The organism is Pseudomonas sp. WJP1 (assembly GCF_028471945.1).
Classification (GTDB): domain Bacteria; phylum Pseudomonadota; class Gammaproteobacteria; order Pseudomonadales; family Pseudomonadaceae; genus Aquipseudomonas.
Map to the genome: position 1 here is coordinate 2,931,544 of NZ_CP110128.1, position 19,182 is coordinate 2,950,725.

At 56.4% G+C, this 19,182-nt stretch carries 15 protein-coding genes and 1 pseudogene; 7 read left to right on the forward strand and 9 right to left on the reverse strand.

The features are described 5' to 3' along the window. Nucleotides 1–141 precede the first annotated feature (141 nt). Together OH720_RS13390 and OH720_RS13395 are read right to left on the reverse strand one after the other, a co-directional pair. Nucleotides 142–843, reverse strand: coding sequence for a hypothetical protein (locus OH720_RS13390; RefSeq protein ID WP_272605992.1), 702 nt, complete (start codon nt 841–843; stop codon nt 142–144). Between the two features lie 437 nt (nt 844–1,280). Next, a complete protein-coding gene (locus OH720_RS13395) occupies nt 1,281–2,933 on the reverse strand; it encodes an arylsulfatase (protein WP_272605993.1) in 1,653 nt (550 codons plus the stop codon). A gap of 444 nt (nt 2,934–3,377) precedes the next feature. Here OH720_RS13395 and OH720_RS13400 point away from each other — a divergent pair, with 444 nt between their 5' ends. The 4 genes from OH720_RS13400 to OH720_RS13415 all read left to right on the forward strand — a co-directional run bounded on the left by OH720_RS13400 (nt 3,378) and on the right by OH720_RS13415 (nt 6,066). Then, nucleotides 3,378–4,193, forward strand: a complete 816-nt coding sequence (locus OH720_RS13400; RefSeq protein WP_272605994.1) for a transporter — start codon at nt 3,378–3,380, stop codon at nt 4,191–4,193. Between the two features lie 164 nt (nt 4,194–4,357). After that, nucleotides 4,358–4,576: a hypothetical protein gene (locus OH720_RS13405; protein WP_272605995.1), complete on the forward strand. Its 219-nt coding sequence runs from the start codon at nt 4,358–4,360 to the stop codon at nt 4,574–4,576. A gap of 115 nt (nt 4,577–4,691) precedes the next feature. Continuing rightward, nucleotides 4,692–5,312 (forward strand): tyrosine-type recombinase/integrase, encoded by a 621-nt coding sequence (locus OH720_RS13410; protein WP_272605996.1) that lies wholly within the window; start codon nt 4,692–4,694, stop codon nt 5,310–5,312. A 298-nt stretch (nt 5,313–5,610) separates the two neighbouring features. Then, the gene (locus tag OH720_RS13415) at nt 5,611–6,066 is read left to right on the forward strand and encodes an Hsp20 family protein (protein WP_272605997.1); all 456 of its coding nucleotides are present in this window, start codon (nt 5,611–5,613) and stop codon (nt 6,064–6,066) included. 433 nt (nt 6,067–6,499) lie between these two features. On the opposite strand, the pseudogene OH720_RS31690 reads toward OH720_RS13415, so the two are convergent. The 3 genes and pseudogenes from OH720_RS31690 to OH720_RS13425 all read right to left on the reverse strand — a co-directional run. Beyond that, nucleotides 6,500–6,657: pseudogene (locus OH720_RS31690) on the reverse strand (arylsulfatase); the annotation flags it as partial. A 40-nt stretch (nt 6,658–6,697) separates the two neighbouring features. Beyond that, nucleotides 6,698–7,993: an MFS transporter gene (locus OH720_RS13420; protein WP_272605998.1), complete on the reverse strand. Its 1,296-nt coding sequence runs from the start codon at nt 7,991–7,993 to the stop codon at nt 6,698–6,700. Between the two features lie 154 nt (nt 7,994–8,147). After that, the gene (locus OH720_RS13425) at nt 8,148–9,080 is read right to left on the reverse strand and encodes a LysR family transcriptional regulator (protein WP_272605999.1); all 933 of its coding nucleotides are present in this window, start codon (nt 9,078–9,080) and stop codon (nt 8,148–8,150) included. Between the two features lie 136 nt (nt 9,081–9,216). Here OH720_RS13425 and OH720_RS13430 point away from each other — a divergent pair, with 136 nt between their 5' ends. The 3 genes from OH720_RS13430 to OH720_RS13440 all read left to right on the forward strand — a co-directional run bounded on the left by OH720_RS13430 (nt 9,217) and on the right by OH720_RS13440 (nt 13,969). Next, complete coding sequence (locus OH720_RS13430; protein WP_272606000.1) at nt 9,217–10,653, forward strand: M20 family metallopeptidase; 1,437 nt, start codon at nt 9,217–9,219, stop codon at nt 10,651–10,653. A gap of 226 nt (nt 10,654–10,879) precedes the next feature. Continuing rightward, entirely contained in the window at nt 10,880–12,196 is a 1,317-nt protein-coding gene (locus tag OH720_RS13435; protein ID WP_272606001.1) for an OprD family outer membrane porin, read from the forward strand. Between the two features lie 48 nt (nt 12,197–12,244). Beyond that, a complete protein-coding gene (locus tag OH720_RS13440) occupies nt 12,245–13,969 on the forward strand; it encodes an amidohydrolase (protein WP_272606002.1) in 1,725 nt (574 codons plus the stop codon). A gap of 321 nt (nt 13,970–14,290) precedes the next feature. On the opposite strand, the gene OH720_RS13445 is transcribed toward OH720_RS13440, so the two are convergent. The 4 genes from OH720_RS13445 to OH720_RS13460 all read right to left on the reverse strand — a co-directional run bounded on the left by OH720_RS13445 (nt 14,291) and on the right by OH720_RS13460 (nt 19,181). After that, nucleotides 14,291–15,946, reverse strand: a complete 1,656-nt coding sequence (locus OH720_RS13445; RefSeq protein ID WP_272606003.1) for a class I adenylate-forming enzyme family protein — start codon at nt 15,944–15,946, stop codon at nt 14,291–14,293. Continuing rightward, a complete protein-coding gene (locus tag OH720_RS13450) occupies nt 15,918–16,694 on the reverse strand; it encodes an SDR family NAD(P)-dependent oxidoreductase (RefSeq protein ID WP_272606004.1) in 777 nt (258 codons plus the stop codon). The genes OH720_RS13445 and OH720_RS13450 overlap by 29 nt, the downstream gene beginning before the upstream one ends. Nucleotides 16,695–16,766: 72 nt before the next feature. Then, nucleotides 16,767–17,924, reverse strand: coding sequence for an acyl-CoA dehydrogenase family protein (locus OH720_RS13455; RefSeq protein WP_272606005.1), 1,158 nt, complete (start codon nt 17,922–17,924; stop codon nt 16,767–16,769). 9 nt (nt 17,925–17,933) lie between these two features. Then, nucleotides 17,934–19,181: a thiolase family protein gene (locus tag OH720_RS13460; protein ID WP_272606006.1), complete on the reverse strand. Its 1,248-nt coding sequence runs from the start codon at nt 19,179–19,181 to the stop codon at nt 17,934–17,936. Nucleotide 19,182 lies beyond the last annotated feature (1 nt).

A 19,182-nucleotide genomic window follows, 5' to 3' on the forward strand; every position in this document is an offset into this window, starting at 1 on the left:
GTCAACGCAGGGCTCGACGTCATCGTGATGGTGTGCAGTTCACGATGCCGGGGAACGTCCGCGCAGACATGGTGAGCGGGCGATCATTTACACCAGCCATCGGCCCTGAGGCTGATGACTTGCTCGAATTTAGGGGGTCTGCTATTCGGGCTGCCAAAAATTGCAGCTGAAGTTATTCAGGCCTCCGCCATGAGCGCTAGGCCTAACCGCAAAAACCTCGGGCACAGCATCACCGTCGCCACCCTTGCGGAAGAACTCCTTCATAGAGAAGAGCGCCTGAGCCTTCAAGCGCTCCCATTCTCGGTACAGACTATCTTCGAGATCCCTCGCTACCTGGGCCCCGCTGGGTTTACGCTTGGGCAGCGGGAGGGTATAGCTGGGCTGAGGGGAAAAATCGTAAACGAAAGTCAGCTCCCCGTGCTTCCAATCTGCAGCCTGGGACGCACGCCAGCGGAACGGCACTCGCACCGATAGCCGCTTGCTGAGATGGAAAGGCGCCCTGATCTGATCATCAATGAAGAACAGCTCCCCCTCTTGGCGCTCAGTTTCTAGCCGCCCTTTCATTTGCTGCACGGCGTGAATGAGGTCTCTGCCGGCATGCAGCGCATCCTGCCGAGTGCGTTCGAGCTTCGCATGGGCCTTGGCCTTGCTGTACTCAGCGATCGCTTGTTGGAACCTTTGGAGTTTGGTAGCCACGTAGGGCCCACAATTACTGAGACCAAGGCCATGAATCGGCCCTACGCGCTCTTCATCTAAGCACTTGTGTACTGCTGCCCGAAGCACCGTCTCGTCGACGTCGCTGATTGCAGCTTGCTGATCACTGGGCAAGTTAATGTACGACATAACCAAAACTATCCTTGTGTAATGGTGGCCTGGCTACCGCCTCATCTCAGCCCCTGGCCACTGGCAAGCCTTCGCCCGCGCCTATGGGCGATTGATTGTCCCATGGCGATAGCAGGAAGCTCTTGAGGTTAATCGGGCGATGCTGTCACAAGTGCTCAGATAGGCGCAATGCCCGCAATGCCGGCCTCTGGAGGCAGACCGATCACCTGCTACAAAACGTTGAGCCTGAATCGCCCCTGCTTCTGTAGACGCCTTCAAGCTTCAAGAAAGAGCTGCTAACCCTGCGTGACTGTCCGCTTTTGGCCGGATGCTGCCCGTCGTGAAGGGCTGCATCCGACCCTTAACGGACGCTCGCAAAGTGCCAATTGTTCGACTGAATTTTCTGTCTATAAGGCGTGGGGGAAGCGGCAGCCGCAAACGTGGCTGCCGCCGCAGTGCTAATTAGGCATCGGAATGGTGACGCCTTCTTTCTCCAGGTCTTCACGAACCGACTGGAATTTCTGGTACTTGGAAATTTCGATCGGGCCGTCGTAGCCCATGCTTTGCAGTTTACGCGGAGGGTACTGAACGTAGGTTTTCATCAACTTGGTAATCGCCGCGCTGATGGGAACCATGGTCCAGGTGCGCTCGGTGACGTTGCTCATGAAAATGTCATAGCGCTCCTGCGGGTCCTGATACAGGTCGAAGACCTGCGGTACCGTCGCCACGTATTTTGCAGCACCTTTCCAGCCCAGGTTGGTGTCCACGGCCAGACCACCGGTCACGGCACCATTGTCGCCCCTAAGGTTGAACACGGCCTTGTAGTTGCCCACGCGAGCGGCACCGGGGGTCAGTTCGTTCTCGGTGAAGTAGAACCATTCCTTGCGAGGGTCAGGACCGGTCCCCAGCAGCACAGGCGTCATGTCGTAGCTGTCGAAGATGATGGGCTTGCCTTCGCGATCCTTGTCCGGAAGCTTGATCCCGGCCACGGAAGCGAACGTCGCCATCAGGTCCAGGCCGCCGAGGATGTCGTGGTTTTTTTGATCGGCCTTGATCTTGCCGGGCCAAACCATGATCGCCGGTACCCGGTTACCACCTTCACGCACGGTGCCCTTGGTGCCACGGAACGGCGTGTAGCCCGCGTCGGGATAAACATCCTGCCAGGCGCCGTTGTCGGTGGTGTAGACCACCAGGGTGTTCTTATCCAGACCCAGCGCTTTCAGCTTGTCCATGATGCGCCCGATGTGGGTATCGAGTTCCACGATGGAGTCGGCGTACTTGGTCTTGGACATCGACTTGTGGACGAACTCCGGCGCCGGCAGGTTGGGTTGGTGCACCTTCATGAAGTTGACGTTGATAAAGAACGGCTTGTTCGATTTAGCGGCGGTGTCGAGAAACTCCAATGCCGCCTTTTCCACGTAGTTGTCGAAGAACGGTATGCCCACGACACCGGGCTTGCCATCCACCACCGGGGTGTCGACGTACTGGCCGTTGATCTTGAACTCTTCGACGGCTTTCTCTCCCGCCTTGGCCGACAGCGCGCCCTGGGTCACCTTGGCGAACATGGCGCGGGTTTCGTCATCCATATCCGGGAACCAGGTCGGATCGGCGTAGGTGTAGGCATTGAGGTGATACAGGCCGACGTACTTCATCACGTCGTAGCCCTGGGCGTTGGGCAGGGCGTAATCAGCTTCGCCCAGGTGCCATTTGCCCGTGAAGTAGGTGTCGTAACCCCCGGTCTTCAGAACGGAGGCCAGCGTCCACTCAGCCGCCGGCAAGCCACCGCCCTGGCCCTGGAACGCCACCGTGGTCATGCCGCTGCGGTTGGGGATGCGCCCGGTTTGCATGGCCGCCCGGCCCGGAGTGCAACTGGGTTGGGCATAGAACGAGAAGAAAGTTGTGCCTTCCGCCGCCAGTTCGTCGATTCTCGGCGTCGGCATGCCACGACCCACACCGCCGCCATAGGGACCCAGGTCACCGTAGCCGGTATCGTCAGATACGATAAACAGGATGTTGGGCTTTTCCGTTTGAGCCGCGTGGGCAAGTCCGTTCAATGACAATAGTGCAGCAAACACGACAGACAGCTTGAAACGATCCGATAGCTTGTCCATACCAGCAATCCTCGTTGTTTCATTGTGTTAGCAACCTGATGATGAATGCACAACTACATTGACACTTGGTGCGTTGACCACCGAGTAATTAGCCCCAAGTACTGCGTACAGAATTATTTCCCACTTCCTACATGACCATACACAAGTTAAGGCGCAGCATAGAGTCTAGTGCGGTTTTTCAGGTGTACGTGGTGAGTGCTCTCGCTGTATCAATAGACGTTTTCTGAAGAAAGCATCTTCTGTTTTGGTCTAACAAAGTTTTGTGATACTCCTTTCTATGGAAAATATTTCGCCCCGATGAAGAGGGGGCGATGATCGATGGATATTTTCACCGTCGAACATCGTTCAGATACCTGATCTAAACTCTTTGGCGGCAGGGGCATCCTCTGCTTTGTCACCGCGACACGACAACCCAAGCTCTCAATTTCGAGAAAGGAGTTGGAAATGAACAATGGCATTCGACTTGTTCCTTTCATTATCTTTGCGGTGGTATGGCCCGAAGTCAGCCTCGCCGCCGATAGTCAGGCCGAGCTGGCCAAGCAAACGCTAAATCCCGTCGCCGCGCTTTACAGTTTGCCGATTCAATACAACTGGAACCAGAAACTCGGACCCAGCGGTGATGGCTACCAAAGTGTCACCAACATCCAGCCAGTGCTGCCCTTCAGCATCAATGACGAGTGGAACCTGATCTCCCGCACCATCCTGCCAATCATTGATCAGCATGGTCTGGTAGCTGGCGGCCAGGCGGACAAATCCGGTACGGGGGATGTGACCCAGAGTTTCTTTTTTTCACCCAAGCAGCCGACTTCCAGCGGTTGGATTTGGGGCGCAGGACCGGCCATTCTGGTGCCGACCGGTAGCGATGAGCTTTTGAGCAGTGAGCAATGGGGGTTGGGCCCCACGGTGGTCTTGCTCAAGCAACATGACGGTTGGACCCGTGGCATTCTCGCCAATCACATCTGGTCGGTGGAGAACAGCCCGCCCGATGACAAGGACAAGGTCAACGCGACTTTCCTGCAGCCTTTCTTCAGCTACACCACCCACACCTACACCACCTTCGGAATTAACACCGAATCCACCTATGACTGGCAGACACGCGAATGGTCAGTGCCAATCAACCTTTTCGTTACCCAGTTGTTCAAAGTCGGCCATCAACCCATGACCCTGCAAGCAGGACCACGTTATTGGGCAGATAGTCCGAAAGATGGTGCTGAGGGCTGGGGATTCCGGGTGGCGTTTACACTGTTGTTTCCCAAGTGAGTGCCAATTTTAAACGGACCAGGTAAGTGTCTGGTTTTGGACGGAAACCGCCCGTAAGCGACCGTCCGCTTGTGGGCAATCTGTTCTATTACCCGCCCTGTTTCAGCTCAGCTTACGGTGGAGATGGCCTAGACTTCCTACATCATTCCTCAAGGACGAGCGCCATGTCAGATAACTCAGACTGCAAGATCGCCACGGCGGACGCTCTGACATTGCTCCTGCACAATCAGCATGCCTTAGGCGCAGCGATAGAAGAAGTAACCAAGTGGCTCACAGAAAATGGAGTGGGAAGTGTCGCTGCTAACGCAATGTCGGCCATGGAAACTTTGGACACAAACGCTCAAGCCATCACAGATTCCATTATGAGGTTACGCCAGTCATAGATATGAATCGCCCTGATTCTGTAGACACAAATGACTGGCAGTTATGGGGCAAAAAACGACCACAACCTACTGTGACTGAACCACCCTTGTCCTTCCTCAACCTGGAGGACAAGCCATGAACTCATTTGCTACACATCGCCATCAGCCTTGGAACAAGGGAAAGCTCGTCGGGCAAAAGGCGCCGCTCCGAGTCAGAGATATTTGGGCTATTCGTGTAAGACTTCAGCTTGCTGAGAGGACAAGGGATCTGGCGCTCTTCAACTTAGCTATCGACAGCAAATTGCGTGCCTGTGACTTAACCAAGTTACGAGTCCGAGACATAGCACATGGGGAGCATGTGTCGTCACGGGCTATCGTGATGCAGCAGAAAACCCATCACCCAGTGCAATTTGAAATCACTGAGCAAACCCGAACGGTTCTGGAGGCCTGGATGCATCAAGCTCGCCTCCACAGCGAGGATTTCTTGTTCCCGAGCCGTTTGCACGATTCAGACCATCTCTCCACCAGACAGTACGCTCGAATAGTCAAAGCGTGGGTGACCGCCATTGGTCTTGATCCAACCATGTACGGTACTCACACGCTACGGCGCACCAAGGCATCGTTGATCTATCGCAGGACAAAGAATCTGAGAGCAGTTCAAATCTTGCTGGGACATACGAAGCTTGAAAGCACCGTCAGGTACCTGGGCATCGAGGTCGATGACGCCCTGGAAATGGCAGAGCAGACAGAAGTTTGACCATCCACTGCGACGGCCTACGCTAGTCCGTCGCTATCCGACCCATTGCTGCCAGTCATTTGCGTCTACAAAATCAGGGGCGATTCAAACCAGTCAGCTTTCGAAACTATAAAGGGCGTGCCAAGCCGATGCCTTTGGCCAATATAAATGACCTCGTTGATGCCTTCGTCTTTTGAGAATAAAAAATTATTTTTGATCCTCTTGAATGGTTTTTCTCACATCGCTATATATTTTTGTACGCGATGCCGAAACCGGGTCGCGCCATAAATCACTTGGAGAAATCTCAGGAGATTTAGCTATGGCTACTACCGTTTCGTTGGCCCCACTGTTCCGTCAGTCGGTAGGCTTTGATCGTTTCAACGACCTTTTTGAATCCGCGCTACGCAGCGAGGCGGCCTCGACTACCTACCCACCTCATAACGTCGAGAAGCACGGTGACGATCATTATCGAATCGTCATAGCGGCGGCAGGTCTGAGTGAGGAGGATTTGGACATTCAAGTCGAGAAGGAGGTTTTGACCATCGCCGGTGGCAAGCGAGAAAGCGATAAGGAGGCGATTTACCTTCATCAGGGAATCGCTCAACGTGCATTTCGACTGTCTTTCCGTTTAGCGGACCATATTGAGGTTCAAAATGCATCGTTGTCCAATGGGCTGTTGAGCATTGATCTGCTGCGAGTTGTACCAGAGGAAGCCAAGCCTCGGCGCATCAACATTGATGGCTCGGGGAAGTCTGATCTGAAACAAATCAACTGATAGCAGCAAACGAGGCGCTCTTCGGAGCGCCTTTCTTAATTGCAGAATCGGCCAATAGAAGACATTCTCTGGCCTCTCAAAAGATATCCCACGAATATCTCCTAATTGAACGATTCCACGAGCATAGTCTAGCTTTACGAACCACCAGATTGGAGTCGATGGCCTGGCAGATCAGGATGAATCGGTCCCGATATCGTAGATGCCATATGAGAGGCAGCTTTTGGCCGATTCTGTTGAAAAAGTCGGTCTACTCAAAACGCTCGAATATTGATGGGCGAAAACACCTCTTTTGCACGCCGCTACGTGAAATCCGAGTCCTGAACCTTCTGCGCAAAACACAGATTTCAATCTCAGGCGCGTACTTTTCTGCCGTGGAAACTGAAGCCGACTTTTTCAACAGAATCGGCCGAAAGCTTCCAGTCGCCTACGAGTGCACGCCGTCATCGTTGAAGTAGTAGAATTCTTTGCGTACACCCTTAGGCGCTTGACCAGTCAGGTAAGGCAGCTGGTTGTAGCCGTCCAAGTGCACTTTGAGGCTGAGCCCTCTGAAGTCGGTACCCACCCCTTGAACAGCTTGTCCTTGACCCCGGTGAATTGTGGTCGACACCACCAAGCTGCCGACGTGTAATGCTCAGACTAGTTTCAGCTTCAGTCGGGCCCCCAGCAGTGCGCAAAGGCTGACCACCGCAGCGAACATCAGATAGTAGCTCGGTGCGGCGTTGCTGCCGGTCAGGCTGATGAGCGAAGCGGCGATGAAGGGCGCAAATCCGCCGAAGAACGTTACACCGATGTTGTAGCTCAACGACATGCCGGTCGCGCGGGTTTGCACCGGAAAAATTTCTGACATCAACGCCGGCAGTGGCGCGAAGTAAACCGCTTTGATCAGGGCCATCAGGCTGACCACCAGCATCAGCGATAGCAGCGTGGGCGTAGCGTTGAGCCAGGCGAAGGCCGGATAGGCTACGCACAGGTAGAAGGCCGCGGAGACTACCATGATGCGGATGCGCCCGATGCGGTCTGACAGCAAGCCCACCAACGGGGTGACAAACGTTAGGATCAGGCCGCCGATCAAGGTCGCCATGAAGCCGGAGGATTGGGGGAGGCCCAAGTCTTTTGTGGCGTAGGAAGGCATGTACTGGATCAGGAAGTTTGACGCCGTCGAGACCACTAGGGCACCCATTGCGATAGTCACCAGCAGCTTTTGGGTCTGAAACAATTTGCGCACGGGTGCGCTGCTGTTTTCGCTGTTAATGAATGCAGGGGATTCTTCACAGTTTCGGCGGATGTAGATGCCCACCGGGCCGATCAGCAGGCCGAACAGGAACGGCAGGCGCCAGCCCCAATTGAGCATTTCTTCAGGGCTCAGGTTGGCCGTCAGTATGTAGCCGAATAACGACGCCAGCACGGTTCCCAGGCCTTGGCTGGCAAACTGCAGGCTGGCGACGAAGCCGCGTCGCTGCGGGGCAGCATGCTCGATCAGGTAAGCGGTGGAACTGCCGAATTCGCCACCGGCGGAAAAGCCCTGCAGCAAGCGCGCAACGAAGATACCGATGGGCGCCAGAATACCGATGGCGTCGTAGGTGGGGATGAGCGCGATGATCAGGGTGCCGATGAGCATCAGACTGATGGACAGGGTCAATGACTTCTTGCGGCCCGCACGGTCGGCATAGGCACCCAGAACGAGCGCGCCAAGGGGCCGCACCAGGAAGGATACGCCGAAGGTGCCGAAGGTAATGAGCAACGACAGGCTTTCGCTGTCGGTGGGGAAAAACAACTTGGAGATGATGAAGGCGAAGTAGGCGTACAACGCCATGTCGTACCATTCAAGCGTATTACCCACCAAGGCGGCGCTAGCGGCTTTCCATAGGGGCACGGGTTCGCTGGAAATGGCACACGCGGGAGCTGCAGGCTCAATTCTGCTGTACATAAGTATCCGCCTTTTTATGGGTTGTTATGGCATCTGACGAATGAAGCAAGTGCCGTGTGCTGTGCACTGGCAAGCGGAGTTTAAGCATGGGATGAGCATGCTTAAAATCATTTTATTGGCAACAAAGCGTGCTCATTTTTAGAACGAGCGACGGTCACTCAAGTGTGGGCATTTCATTGGCCGGCCCCTGTAGCGCGGCGACCAGATAGTCACGAAAGGCACTGACGGCTTGGGGCAGAGTCCGCCCGGCCATGCTTTGCAATTCGATCCGGCGCGCCTGCAAGGATTCGTCGGCGATGGGGATAGCGACGATTTGCTGGCCGTGCAGATAAACCATGTTGCTGATGGTATTGGACAGGCTCACGCCCCCTTGTCTGGCGACAAAACGATAGAGGGCCGCCATGTAGTTGCTCTCCAGCGCCACATTGAAGGTCAGGCCCTGTACGCCGCAGCAGATATCGAACAAACGCCGGGCGGTGGTATCGCTGGCCGGCAAAGCGATGGGATAGGGCTGCATATCCGCCAACTGGATCATCGCTTGATCCGCCAAGGGATGTTGTGCGGGCACCATGGCCATGATGCTGCCCGGCAGCGAACATTCGACGTTGATTTCCCGCTCGGGCGAGAGGCTGTAGGTCAGCCCCAGGTCGGCCGTTCCCTCGCGAACCCATTTGGTCACGTCATCGGGGGAGACCACTTCCAAGGTAAATAAAATACCTTCGTAGACCTGGCGAAAACGGGCGATGGCGTCCGGAAGAAAGTCGATGGCGAATCCTTGCGAGCAAGCCACGTGAACATTGCCGCGACGCAATCCGTGCAGTTCGCGCAACTCTTCGACCAACTGCACCGCCTCCATCTGCGCCTTGCGGGCATAGGCGGCGACCTGCTCGCCGGCCGTGGTCGGCAGCATGCCCCGTGAGCGGCGCTCGAACAGGGGCGTGCCCAGTTCGTATTCGAGCTTGGCGATTTGCCTGCTGACCGCGGATGCGGCCACGTTCAGCCTGGTGGAAGCTTCGTTGACCGATCCGCTCCGTACCACCTCGAGAAAGTACCGCAGGGCTATGGATTGCATGCTGTTGAACTGCATTGAGGTTTACCTTTGCCTTTATGGCAATGCATCGTGCTAATCATTGTGATTGTCGCATTTTGCGGCCAAGTCTAGATTCCTTTGGGTGTCACGCCTAGAGGGCGCCGCCGAGCGCCGACAGCAAAGGAAACCAGTCTTGAGCCGCTCGCTTGCCATCGATCACATCACCCGTCACTTCGACCGTGGTGATTTCCTTGCACTGCTGCAACGCAGCGTTGCCGTGCCCACCGAAAGCCAGGAACCGGCACGCTTGCCGCAACTGCAAAGCTATCTGGAAGACTTTATCGTGCCGTTGATCGCGCCGATGGGCTTCGTCAGTCGCGTGTATCCCAACCCCGTCGCGGGCCATGGCCCGTTGCTGGTGGCCAGCCGGATCGAGGCTGAGCACCTGCCGACCGTGCTGATGTATGGCCATGGCGATGTTGTGCGTGGCTACGAATCGCAATGGCGCAGCGGCCTCAGTCCTTGGCAGGTCGTGGTCGAAGGCGAGCGTTGGTACGGTCGTGGCACCGCGGATAACAAAGGACAACACTTGATCAACCTGGCGGCTTTGCAGCAGGTCATGGAAACGCGGGGCGGGCACCTGGGGTTTAACGTCAAGCTACTGCTGGAAATGGGTGAGGAGGCCGGGTCTCCGGGGTTGCGGCAATTTTGTACGGAGTACCGTGAAACGCTGTCGGCCGACGTGTTCATCGCATCGGACGGCCCGCGCCTGAGTGCGGCCCGACCCACGGTTTTCCTAGGCTCCCGGGGCGCTTTCAACTTCGAACTGCGGGTCGATCTGCGTGATGGCGCCCATCATTCCGGTAACTGGGGTGGTCTACTGCGTAACCCGGGCATCGTATTGGCCAATGCCATCGCAAGCCTGGTGGGCAGCGATGGTCAGGTGCAGGTAGCCGGCTTGAAACCTGGCGCTATCCCCGAATCGGTGCGTCGCGCCCTGAGCACCATCGAACTGACCCCAAGCAGCGACAGCGATCCGGTGATCGACCCTCAATGGGGTGAACCGGGGTTGACGCCCGTCGAGCGTGTCTTCGGCTGGAATACCCTGGAACTACTTGCCTTCAAGACCGGCAACGCCGAGGCGCCGATTAGTGCCATCCCCGCCAGTGCAGTTGCGCACTGCCAGGTTCGCTTTGTCGCCGGTTGCGATTGGCGCACCTTCATTAAGGCAATCGAAATCCATCTGGCCGGAGAGGGGTTCACTCACGTGCAGGTTAAGCAAAGCCCGGGCGAAGTCCTGCATGCCTCGCGCCTTGACCCCGATAATGCCTGGGTACATTGGGCGCTCGACTCAGTGGAGCGGACCACGGGAAAACCCTGTGCATTGTTGCCCAATCTTGGCGGCTCATTGCCCAACGATATTTTTGCCGATGTCTTGGGGTTGCCGACCCTGTGGATACCCCATTCTTATCCCTCTTGCTCGCAACATGCCCCCGACGAACATTTACTGGCGTCCATCGTGAAAGAGGGATTGCAAATCATGGCTGGGCTGTATTGGGACTTGGGTGAGAGTGGGCAGTCAGTTCGGTGTCGACATCTTGAGTCCATCCGGGAAACGACCATGTGTTGAATTTCAATCGAACCTGAAGGCGCTGTTTTCAGCGTCGAATTAGTTGGTTGTTTATTAAATAATATCGATGTAAATCGAGGCGCATTTGCGCCTCTCTTCATTTGTTTAGTTGAAATTAAGTTGGCAGGGAAAACAAATAACTCTGGCACGTATTCCAATGATTGAATATCCATTGATGGGTAGGATGGCGTCACTCTGATAATCTTCAATAATAAAAAGGTCAAGTGTGAAGATAATCCATCCGTCCACGTTATATGCCTTGTCACTTGCCATGATGGCCTCTGCCCAGGCTCAAGAACTCGACTCGTTTATATCTGACAGTCGCACGTCCATCCGTTATAGCCAGTTCTACTGGGACGAGGATCATGGTCATGGGGTCGGACCTACGCGTGATGAGTGGGTTCAAGCGGCATTGTTCAGTTTCAACTCCGGGTGGTACGAAAATCTGCTGGGACTGGATTACAGCTATGGCCTGGCCGATGCACTGGATGTGGGCGATAGAGCCACCAGTATCAGTAACCTTGAGGCCGGGCACACCGTGCAATCGCCCCATGGGATCGCCAAGCCCGTCGAAGCCTATCTGCGAGGGCATTTGGTGGGGGACGCGGGAGAGGTCAATGTCGGCGTTGGCAAGAAAAGTCGCCGCTATGGGCTGTACTTCGATGATCCGGTTTCGCGCATTCTGCCGCCCTCCACACTGGGCGCCGATATCGACTACCGCGTTGGTGGCTTAAATGCCAGGTACAGCTACGTCAACGGTTTCAGTGCACGAAACGAGTCTGGCTGGGCCGACGACATGACCAACTTCTCGGGGCTAAAAATCAACGCCCTGCGACTTTACGGGTTGAGTTATGCCTTTGGCGACGGCACGCGAATCCTGACGGAATATGCTGAATCAGAGGATGACTTGAAGGAGAACTCGATCAAGGTCGAGCGCAGTTTTCAACTGGCGGCCCATCAATTCCTGGACCTCTATGCCACCCATGGCATGCAGCAGGATGCCGGCAAATTATTCGACTACAAGGGCGTGCCCGGGTTCTACGAGGCTGAAACTTCACACGACGCCCGCTATATCGACCTGTCGGCAAAATATCGCATCGGTCATGTATACGCCGGTCTCAATTACAATAAAGTCAGCGGCGATGACTTTGATCGGTTGTTCTTCAGCGCCGATCATGGCACCTGGAACAGCAGTGCCAAGCTTTTCTATTACTTCGGTTTAAAGAACGAGGAAATGTACCGGATATTTGCCGGGACGGATTTTGATTTTGTCGGCGTTCCTCAATTGCGCCTCGATAGCCATTATGCGTTTTCCGATCATGCAGCGGGTTATAACGGTTTTTCCAGGCGGGAATTTCAAACGGTCATTCAATACAACTTTACCGGCGTGCTCAAAGGGCTGGGGCTGGCGTGGCTACATAATGAGTTCAACACTGAGGGCACACCCGATCATATCACCCGTTTTTCTACTTCTTACGGACCGGCCGGGATCATCACTCATCATGCCAATCGGTTTTATATGAACTACGTCTACAACTTTTAGTTTGCCGACAGGGCAGTCATCTCTCGCATCGTTAAAATAGGGGTTTTCATGTCACTCAATAAAGTTAGTGTGTTGTTATTGTCCGTCGCGACCTCGTTCCATGCCTATGCCACAACCGTAGAGCAAAACAGTCACACCGCAGACTTGATCCTGAAAAATGGCCGGATCTACACCGGCAACAGCCAGCAGCCGTGGGCTGATGCCATCGCGATCAAGGCCGGAAAAATCGTTGCTGTCGGTTCCGCCGACAAGGTGATGGGCTTTCGCAATGGCGATACCACCGTCGTTGACCTGGACAGGAAAATGGCGATGCCTGGCATCAACGATGCCCACGCGCATCCGACTTGGGGTGGCCTGAAGCAGCTGTTTCAATGCAATTTCCCGGCGTCCAGTTCGCCGCCGCAGATCAAGGAGCGAATTTCCGCCTGCATCAAGGACCAGTCGCAATCACAGTGGATTCGCGGTGGACAGTGGACCGCTGAGTTCTTCCAGCGCAATGCCATCGATTCACCCCGCCAATGGCTGGATGCAATCTCCGGTGATAAAGCCATCTTGCTGACCGATGACACGGGCCACAATGTCTGGGCCAACAGCAAAGCCATGGCGCTGCTGAGCATCAGCGCCGACACCCAGGCCCCGAAGGGCAGCAGCTTTGAAAAGAACCCGGCTACCGGCGAGTTCACCGGGATTTTGCTTGAAGCCAACGGCTACATAAAAAGCAAACTGCCCGACTGGAGTGACACCCAATACCTTCAAGCCGCGAAGTATGCCGTTGACCTGGCCAACAGCTTCGGCATTACCGGGATCAAGGACGCCGACGCCAACGAAAGTGTAGCCAGGGCTTTTTACACCCTCGACCAGAAAGCAGGCCTGAGCGCTCACGTCGGTGTGTCGATCCGGATCTCTGACGAGCACAAGAAGAACATCTTCGACATGCCGCAGATCATGCGTATCCGTGACCAATACAGTTCCCGACACGTGAACACGCACTTTGCCAAGATCTACCTGGACGGTGTGCCCACCTCCGCGCGCACGGCGGCGATGATTTCGCCGTACAAATCGGATGAACACAGCCCCGGGGACAATCAACGCGGTCACTTGCTGCTCAACGCCGATGAACTCAAATCGGCCCTGGTGAAACTGGATAAACAAGGTTTCACCGTGAAAATTCATGCGGCAGGTGACCAGGCTATTCGCAGCGCCCTCGACGCGATCGAAGCCATGCGCAAGATCAACGGCAACAGCGGTATGAAGCCTGAACTGGCCCATGCCGAATTCATCGACCCGATCGATTTACCGCGCTTTGCGCAGCTCAACGCCACCGCTGATTTTTCACCCTATATCTGGTACCCGTCGCCGATCAGTGATTCCATCCAATCAGTCGTGGGCGCGCGAGCACAGCAGGCCTGGCCGACGCGGGATTTGCTCGACAGCGGGGCGACTATCGTCGCCGGCTCCGACTGGCCTTCCGTAGTGCCCGACCTGACACCCTGGAATGCCATTGAAGCACTGGTCACCCGGCGCGATCCGAGCGGGCAGCATAAGGGCACGCTGTGGCCCAAGCAGGCGATCAAGCTGGAGGAGGCCTTGCGTATTTTCACTAAAAATGGCGCTCAGGCGCTGGGTGCTGGTGGGATAACGGGTTCAATAGAGGTGGGTAAGTCGGCGGACATCATTGTGCTCAACCAGAATCTTTTTGAAGTTCCCGTCGATGACATCAGCGAAACCCGGATTGTTTCGACCTACTTTGAGGGCGCTAAGGTATACCCCTGAAGAGCAAAAAGGGGGACGGTTGTTTTTGACCGTTCAAGCAACTTCGTGACAGGCCGCTTTTGGCCGTTTTTTGCCTGTCGTGAAGGGCAGTTACCGACCCATAGCTGCCCTTCGCGTAAGACTGCGATCGGCCAAAACTTGCCCACCGCAGTTAGATTGGCTCTGATGCGACACTATTGCGCCCACTGAGCATCGTGAGCGCATGCCCCTGGTGCAACGTCGGTCCGCGTAAGCGCATGGAAACGGCCCAAGTCGAATTGGTTCATGAGCATACTCGGTATAAATCACCTGATATCGGGGCAAATAACTGCTGTCCGAACTTCAACCGATTTTGCGCAATGCACCTTGCCAGTATTTTTCGCGTACTTGCCGGCGTAGTACTTTGCCTACTACTGAAGTAGGTAGTTCATCGACAAATACCAACGACTTGGGCGCTTTGTAGCCACCCAATCGCGCCCGTGTATGGGCAATCAATGCCTCGGCGCTGACGGTCTCACCTTTGCGCAAAACCACTTCTGCATGAACGGCTTCACCCCATTCTGCGTGAGGAATACCGACTACGGCAGCCATCATTACAGAAGGATGCGCCGCTAGTGCCGCTTCGACCTCTACCGCGTACACATTGAAACCGCCGCTGATGATCATGTCCTTGAGGCGGTCGACGATGTACAGGTAGCCATCTGCATCAATGTAGCCCAAGTCCCCGGACTTCCATGCGCCCTCTTCGAACTCTGCCACTGTCGCTTCAGGATTCTCATAGTAACCTTTGATAATGGCTTTGCAGCGAATGCGAATTTCACCGGTTTCGCCATTGGGCAACGGGTTTCCCTGCGCGTCTGTAATAAAAACCTCGACCCCGGGCGTTGGACGCCCGGCGGATGACAAGTGTTGCAATGTAGAAGCGCTATCCGGTTGGTGGGCGGCCTTGTTGAGCGTGGTTATCAGCATCGGGGATTCGGTGGCGGCATAACCTTGAGTAAAGATTTGACCGAAGCACGCCACCAGTTCCCCGAGTTTGTCAGGGCTCATCGGTGCTGCGCCGTAGATCAGTGTGGTAAGCGAAGAGAAGTCCTTTGGATCGCTTCGCTGCAACTCCAGCAGTCGGTAGAGCACGGTGGGCACCAGGAACGAATGAGTGACACGCTCATGCTCCACCGTCCGCCGCCAGCTTTCCATGTCCAGGTGATTGAGGGTGATGTTGGTACCCCCGGCGTAAACCGTCGGGATGAATTTCATCAGCGTCCCGTGGGATAAAGGCGAGACGTGCAGCAATCGCGTCGTACTGGAGAACCCCAAGTCGGTATTGATGAACGCTGCATCGCGACACGCCATCCAGTTGTCGATGGAGTACATGGCGCATTTGCCCTTGCCGGTGGTGCCGCCGGTGAAGCGCAACATGCAGATATGCTCATCGGTATCGAGATTCACCTCTTTGTCGCGATCGCAAGCGGCCTCCACCAGCGGCCAGAAACTGTGCACGCCGGGGAGGGCGGCTTGCTCGGCGGTGGGCGGGTCCATCACGACCACCTCGCATCCGCGATGGCGCAGCATTTCGTAATAGCTGTCCAGAAGGCGGGTCTCGAGAAACACGATCCGCGGCTTGACCAGGTCGATCTGGCGCGCATGCTCGTCGAGCGCATCGCGCAGGTTGGTCATGACCACCGTACCTTCCTGCTTGAAGGTGCTGGGAAACATCATCAGGCTGAGGTTGTCGTTTTCCAGGATCAGCATGAAACGCTCACCCACGCGTACCTTCAATGTGGTGCGCAGCACATCGGCGATGCGATTGCTCAGCAGGTGATATTGCGCATAGCTATAGCGTCGATTGCGCTCGATGTTGACGATTGCCTCGTGATCGCCGTAACGCAACGCCAGCAAACGCATGATCCGGCAAAAATTCATTTTCATGTGTGATTGCTCTGATGGCTCAAGAAGGTCGCAGCGTGGTTTAGCGAGCGCGCATTCGCGTTGCGCCATCAAGGCGAATGGTTTCGCCATTGATGTAGGCGTTCTCGATCAGGAAAGCGCAGCAATGAGCAAACTCGCGGGTGTCACCCAGGCGCTTGGGTGCTTCCATTTGTTCCTTGAGCGAGTCGAGGATCTTTTCCTCGAGCCCGGCGACCATGGTGGTCAGGAACAGCCCCGGAGCGATGGCGTTGACACGCACCCCGACGGCACCCAATTCGCGCGCGGCCGGCATGTTCATGCCGATCACGCCAGCTTTGGTCGCGGAGTAGGCGCATTGGCCAACCTGGCCTTCATACGCGGCGCCTGACGATACGTTGATCACCACGCCGCGTTCTTCGCCGGCTTCGGCGTCATTGCGGGTCATGTGTTCAACACACTTGGACATGACATTGAACACGCCATTGAGATTGATCGCGGTGGCTTGGGCAAACCGCGCCAGCGGTGCGGCCTTGCCTTCCTTGCCCAGTACTTTGAAACCGGTTGGCACGGCAGCGCCGTTGATGCACACGTGAATGGCACCGAACCGGGCCATGACCCTATCCACGGCATGTTGAACCGAGGCTTCGTCGCTGACGTCGGTCTGGACGAATATTGCCCGGTCCGCGCCAATTCTGGCGACAGCAGCCTCACCGGCTTCGACGTTGAGGTCGAAAATCGCGACGAACGCAGCTTTCTCCTCGACCAGATAATGAGCGGTTGCCAGGCCCAGGCCCGAAGCGCCACCGGTGATGACCACGACTTTGTCTTGAATACGCATGAAAGTGTCCTGTTCGTTGCCCGGCCATCAAGAGGCCGGGTTGTTATTGTTGGGTGTCGAACCTTGAGCCGATCAGAACGCGTTGATCCCGGTCAGGGCGCGGCCGATGATCAGTTGCTGGATTTGCGTGGTGCCTTCGGGGATGGGGACGACGATCGCCTCACGAGCCAGTTTTTCGACGAGGAAATCGGTGGTGACACCGGCACCGCCATGGATTTGCACAGCTTGTCGGGCAATGGTGACCGCCGCCTCACACGCGAAGTATTTGGCCATCGCAGCTTCCATTTCGGCTGGAATCCCGGCCCCGATCATCTCGGCGGCGCGGTAAGTCAACAGTCGGGCTGCATCAACCCGGGTGGCCATTTCTGCGAGCATCGCCGAGATCAATTGATGCCCGGCGATCAGCTTGCCGTGCTGCTTGCGTTCCTTGGCATAACGCACCGCTTCTTCCAGGGCACGACGGCCGATACCCAGGCCTTGCGCCGCGACGAACACCCGGGAGCGTTCGAACAGCGACAGGGTGTTTTTCAGCGCTTCGCCTTCGTTGCCGATGATGTTGCTGGCCGGCACCCGTACATCGTTGAGGAAAATTTGTGCAGTGGACTGGCTGTTCCAGGCAATCTTGTGAATGTTGCGCACTTCATACGGGTGCTCTTTGCGGTCCAGCAGGAAGTGGGTGAGCCCCTTGCGTGGATCGTCGCTCGTACGGCAGGTGCAGATCAGGAAGTCGGAGTAGGAGCCATTGCTGATCCAGGTCTTTTCACCATTGATGATGAAAGCGTCGCCGTCACGTCGGGCCCGGGTTTTGATTTCCAGTACGTTGGAGCCGACGTCAGGCTCCGAAATGGCAATGCTGGCAAACAGGTCACCGCTGATCAGGCCGGGCAGGTAGCGGTCACGCAGATGGTCCGGCGCCAATTTTTCCAGTATCTGCGCGCCAAAGGAGTTGATCACCACTGGCGACGACAGGTCGACCGAGCACGCCGCCACTTCTTCGAACAGCATGATCAGGGTCGGCCAGTCCAGGCCCAGACCGCCGCGGGCCTCGCTGACCGCGCCGCTAATCATGCCGAACTCGGTGAGCTGGCGCATGATCTCGGCCATTTTCTCCCGGGGGATGAACTTGTCGCGGTACTCCTTGTTGAATACCGGGTCCATTTTGTCGGCCAGGAAACGACGGAAGCTCTCGACCGCTTCCAATTGCTCCGGGGTGCGCATGACATGTCCCATGGGGGCTCCTTAAATGTTCTTGTTGGCGAGAATGTTGATGGCGACGACGGCTTCTTCGATGCCGAACAGACCGCCGCCGTTTTCCTGTATGGCAATGCGCGCGCCTTCGACCTGACGCTTGCCGGCTTCGCCACGCAGTTGCGTGACCAGCTCATGAAGTTGCGCCAGGCCGGTGGCGCCAATCGGGTGCCCTTTGGATTCGAGGCCGCCGGAGGGATTGATAGGCATGCGACCCCCGACAGTGAAATCACCGCGCTCGGCCGCCGGACCGCCTTCGCCGAAAGGCACCAGCATCAACGATTCGGCATTGATGATTTCGCCAATGGCCGAGGCGTCGTGTACTTCGGCGACGTCGACATCGGTCGGAGCGATGCCGGCCTGGGCGTAGGCTTTTTTCGCCGCGAGGTGCGCAACGATTTTTTCCGGCTCGTCGAGGCCCCGACTGGTGCCGGTTTGCACCACACTGGCCAAAACACGCACGGCGCGCTCGCCGGCATTTTTCAAGCGCTGGAGTCCGTCGGCATTGCACAGCACGACAGCGGCGGCACCGTCGCTGATCGGCGAACACATCAAGGTGGTGAGCGGGTAGCAGATCGGCGGCGACGCCAGCACCTCGTCAATGCTGAAAGCCTGCTGGAACTGCGCGAGCGGGTTGTGCACCGAGTGCTGGTGATTCTTTGCCGCCACCGCGGCAATCTGCCGCTGAGTCGTGCCGTAGCGCATCATGTGATTGCGGCAGATCGCCGCGTACACGTCCATGAATACGCTGTAAGGGCGCTCGGACACTGTGCCCGGCGGCGGCACGATGCCTTCGCCCATGGCCAGCAAGGTACGTTTGTTCTGCTCGACGGTGGAGACGTCCCAGCCGCCATCGAACACCGCGAACATCCGCGCTTTATCGGCAATGTTCATCTTCTCGGCACCCACCGCCAGGGCGATGTCGCACTGACCGGCGCGCAACGCCAGGATGGCGAGGTTGAAGGCAGACGAGCCGGACGCGCAGGCGTTTTCCACCGTGAACACCGGAACACCCTCGATGCCGAGACGGCGCATGGCAATCGGTCCGGGAATCGCGGTCTGCCCCTGCAAAATGCCGTTGGTCATGGTGCTGTAGTACACCGAGCCAATGTCGGCGGTGACGGCGCCGGCATCCTTCAGGGCCAGGCTGACAGCTTCGCCAACCAGGTCGTGGACGCTGCGTTCGAGCAAGCGACCGAAGGGGGTCATGCCAACGCCCACTACATAAATATCGTTCATG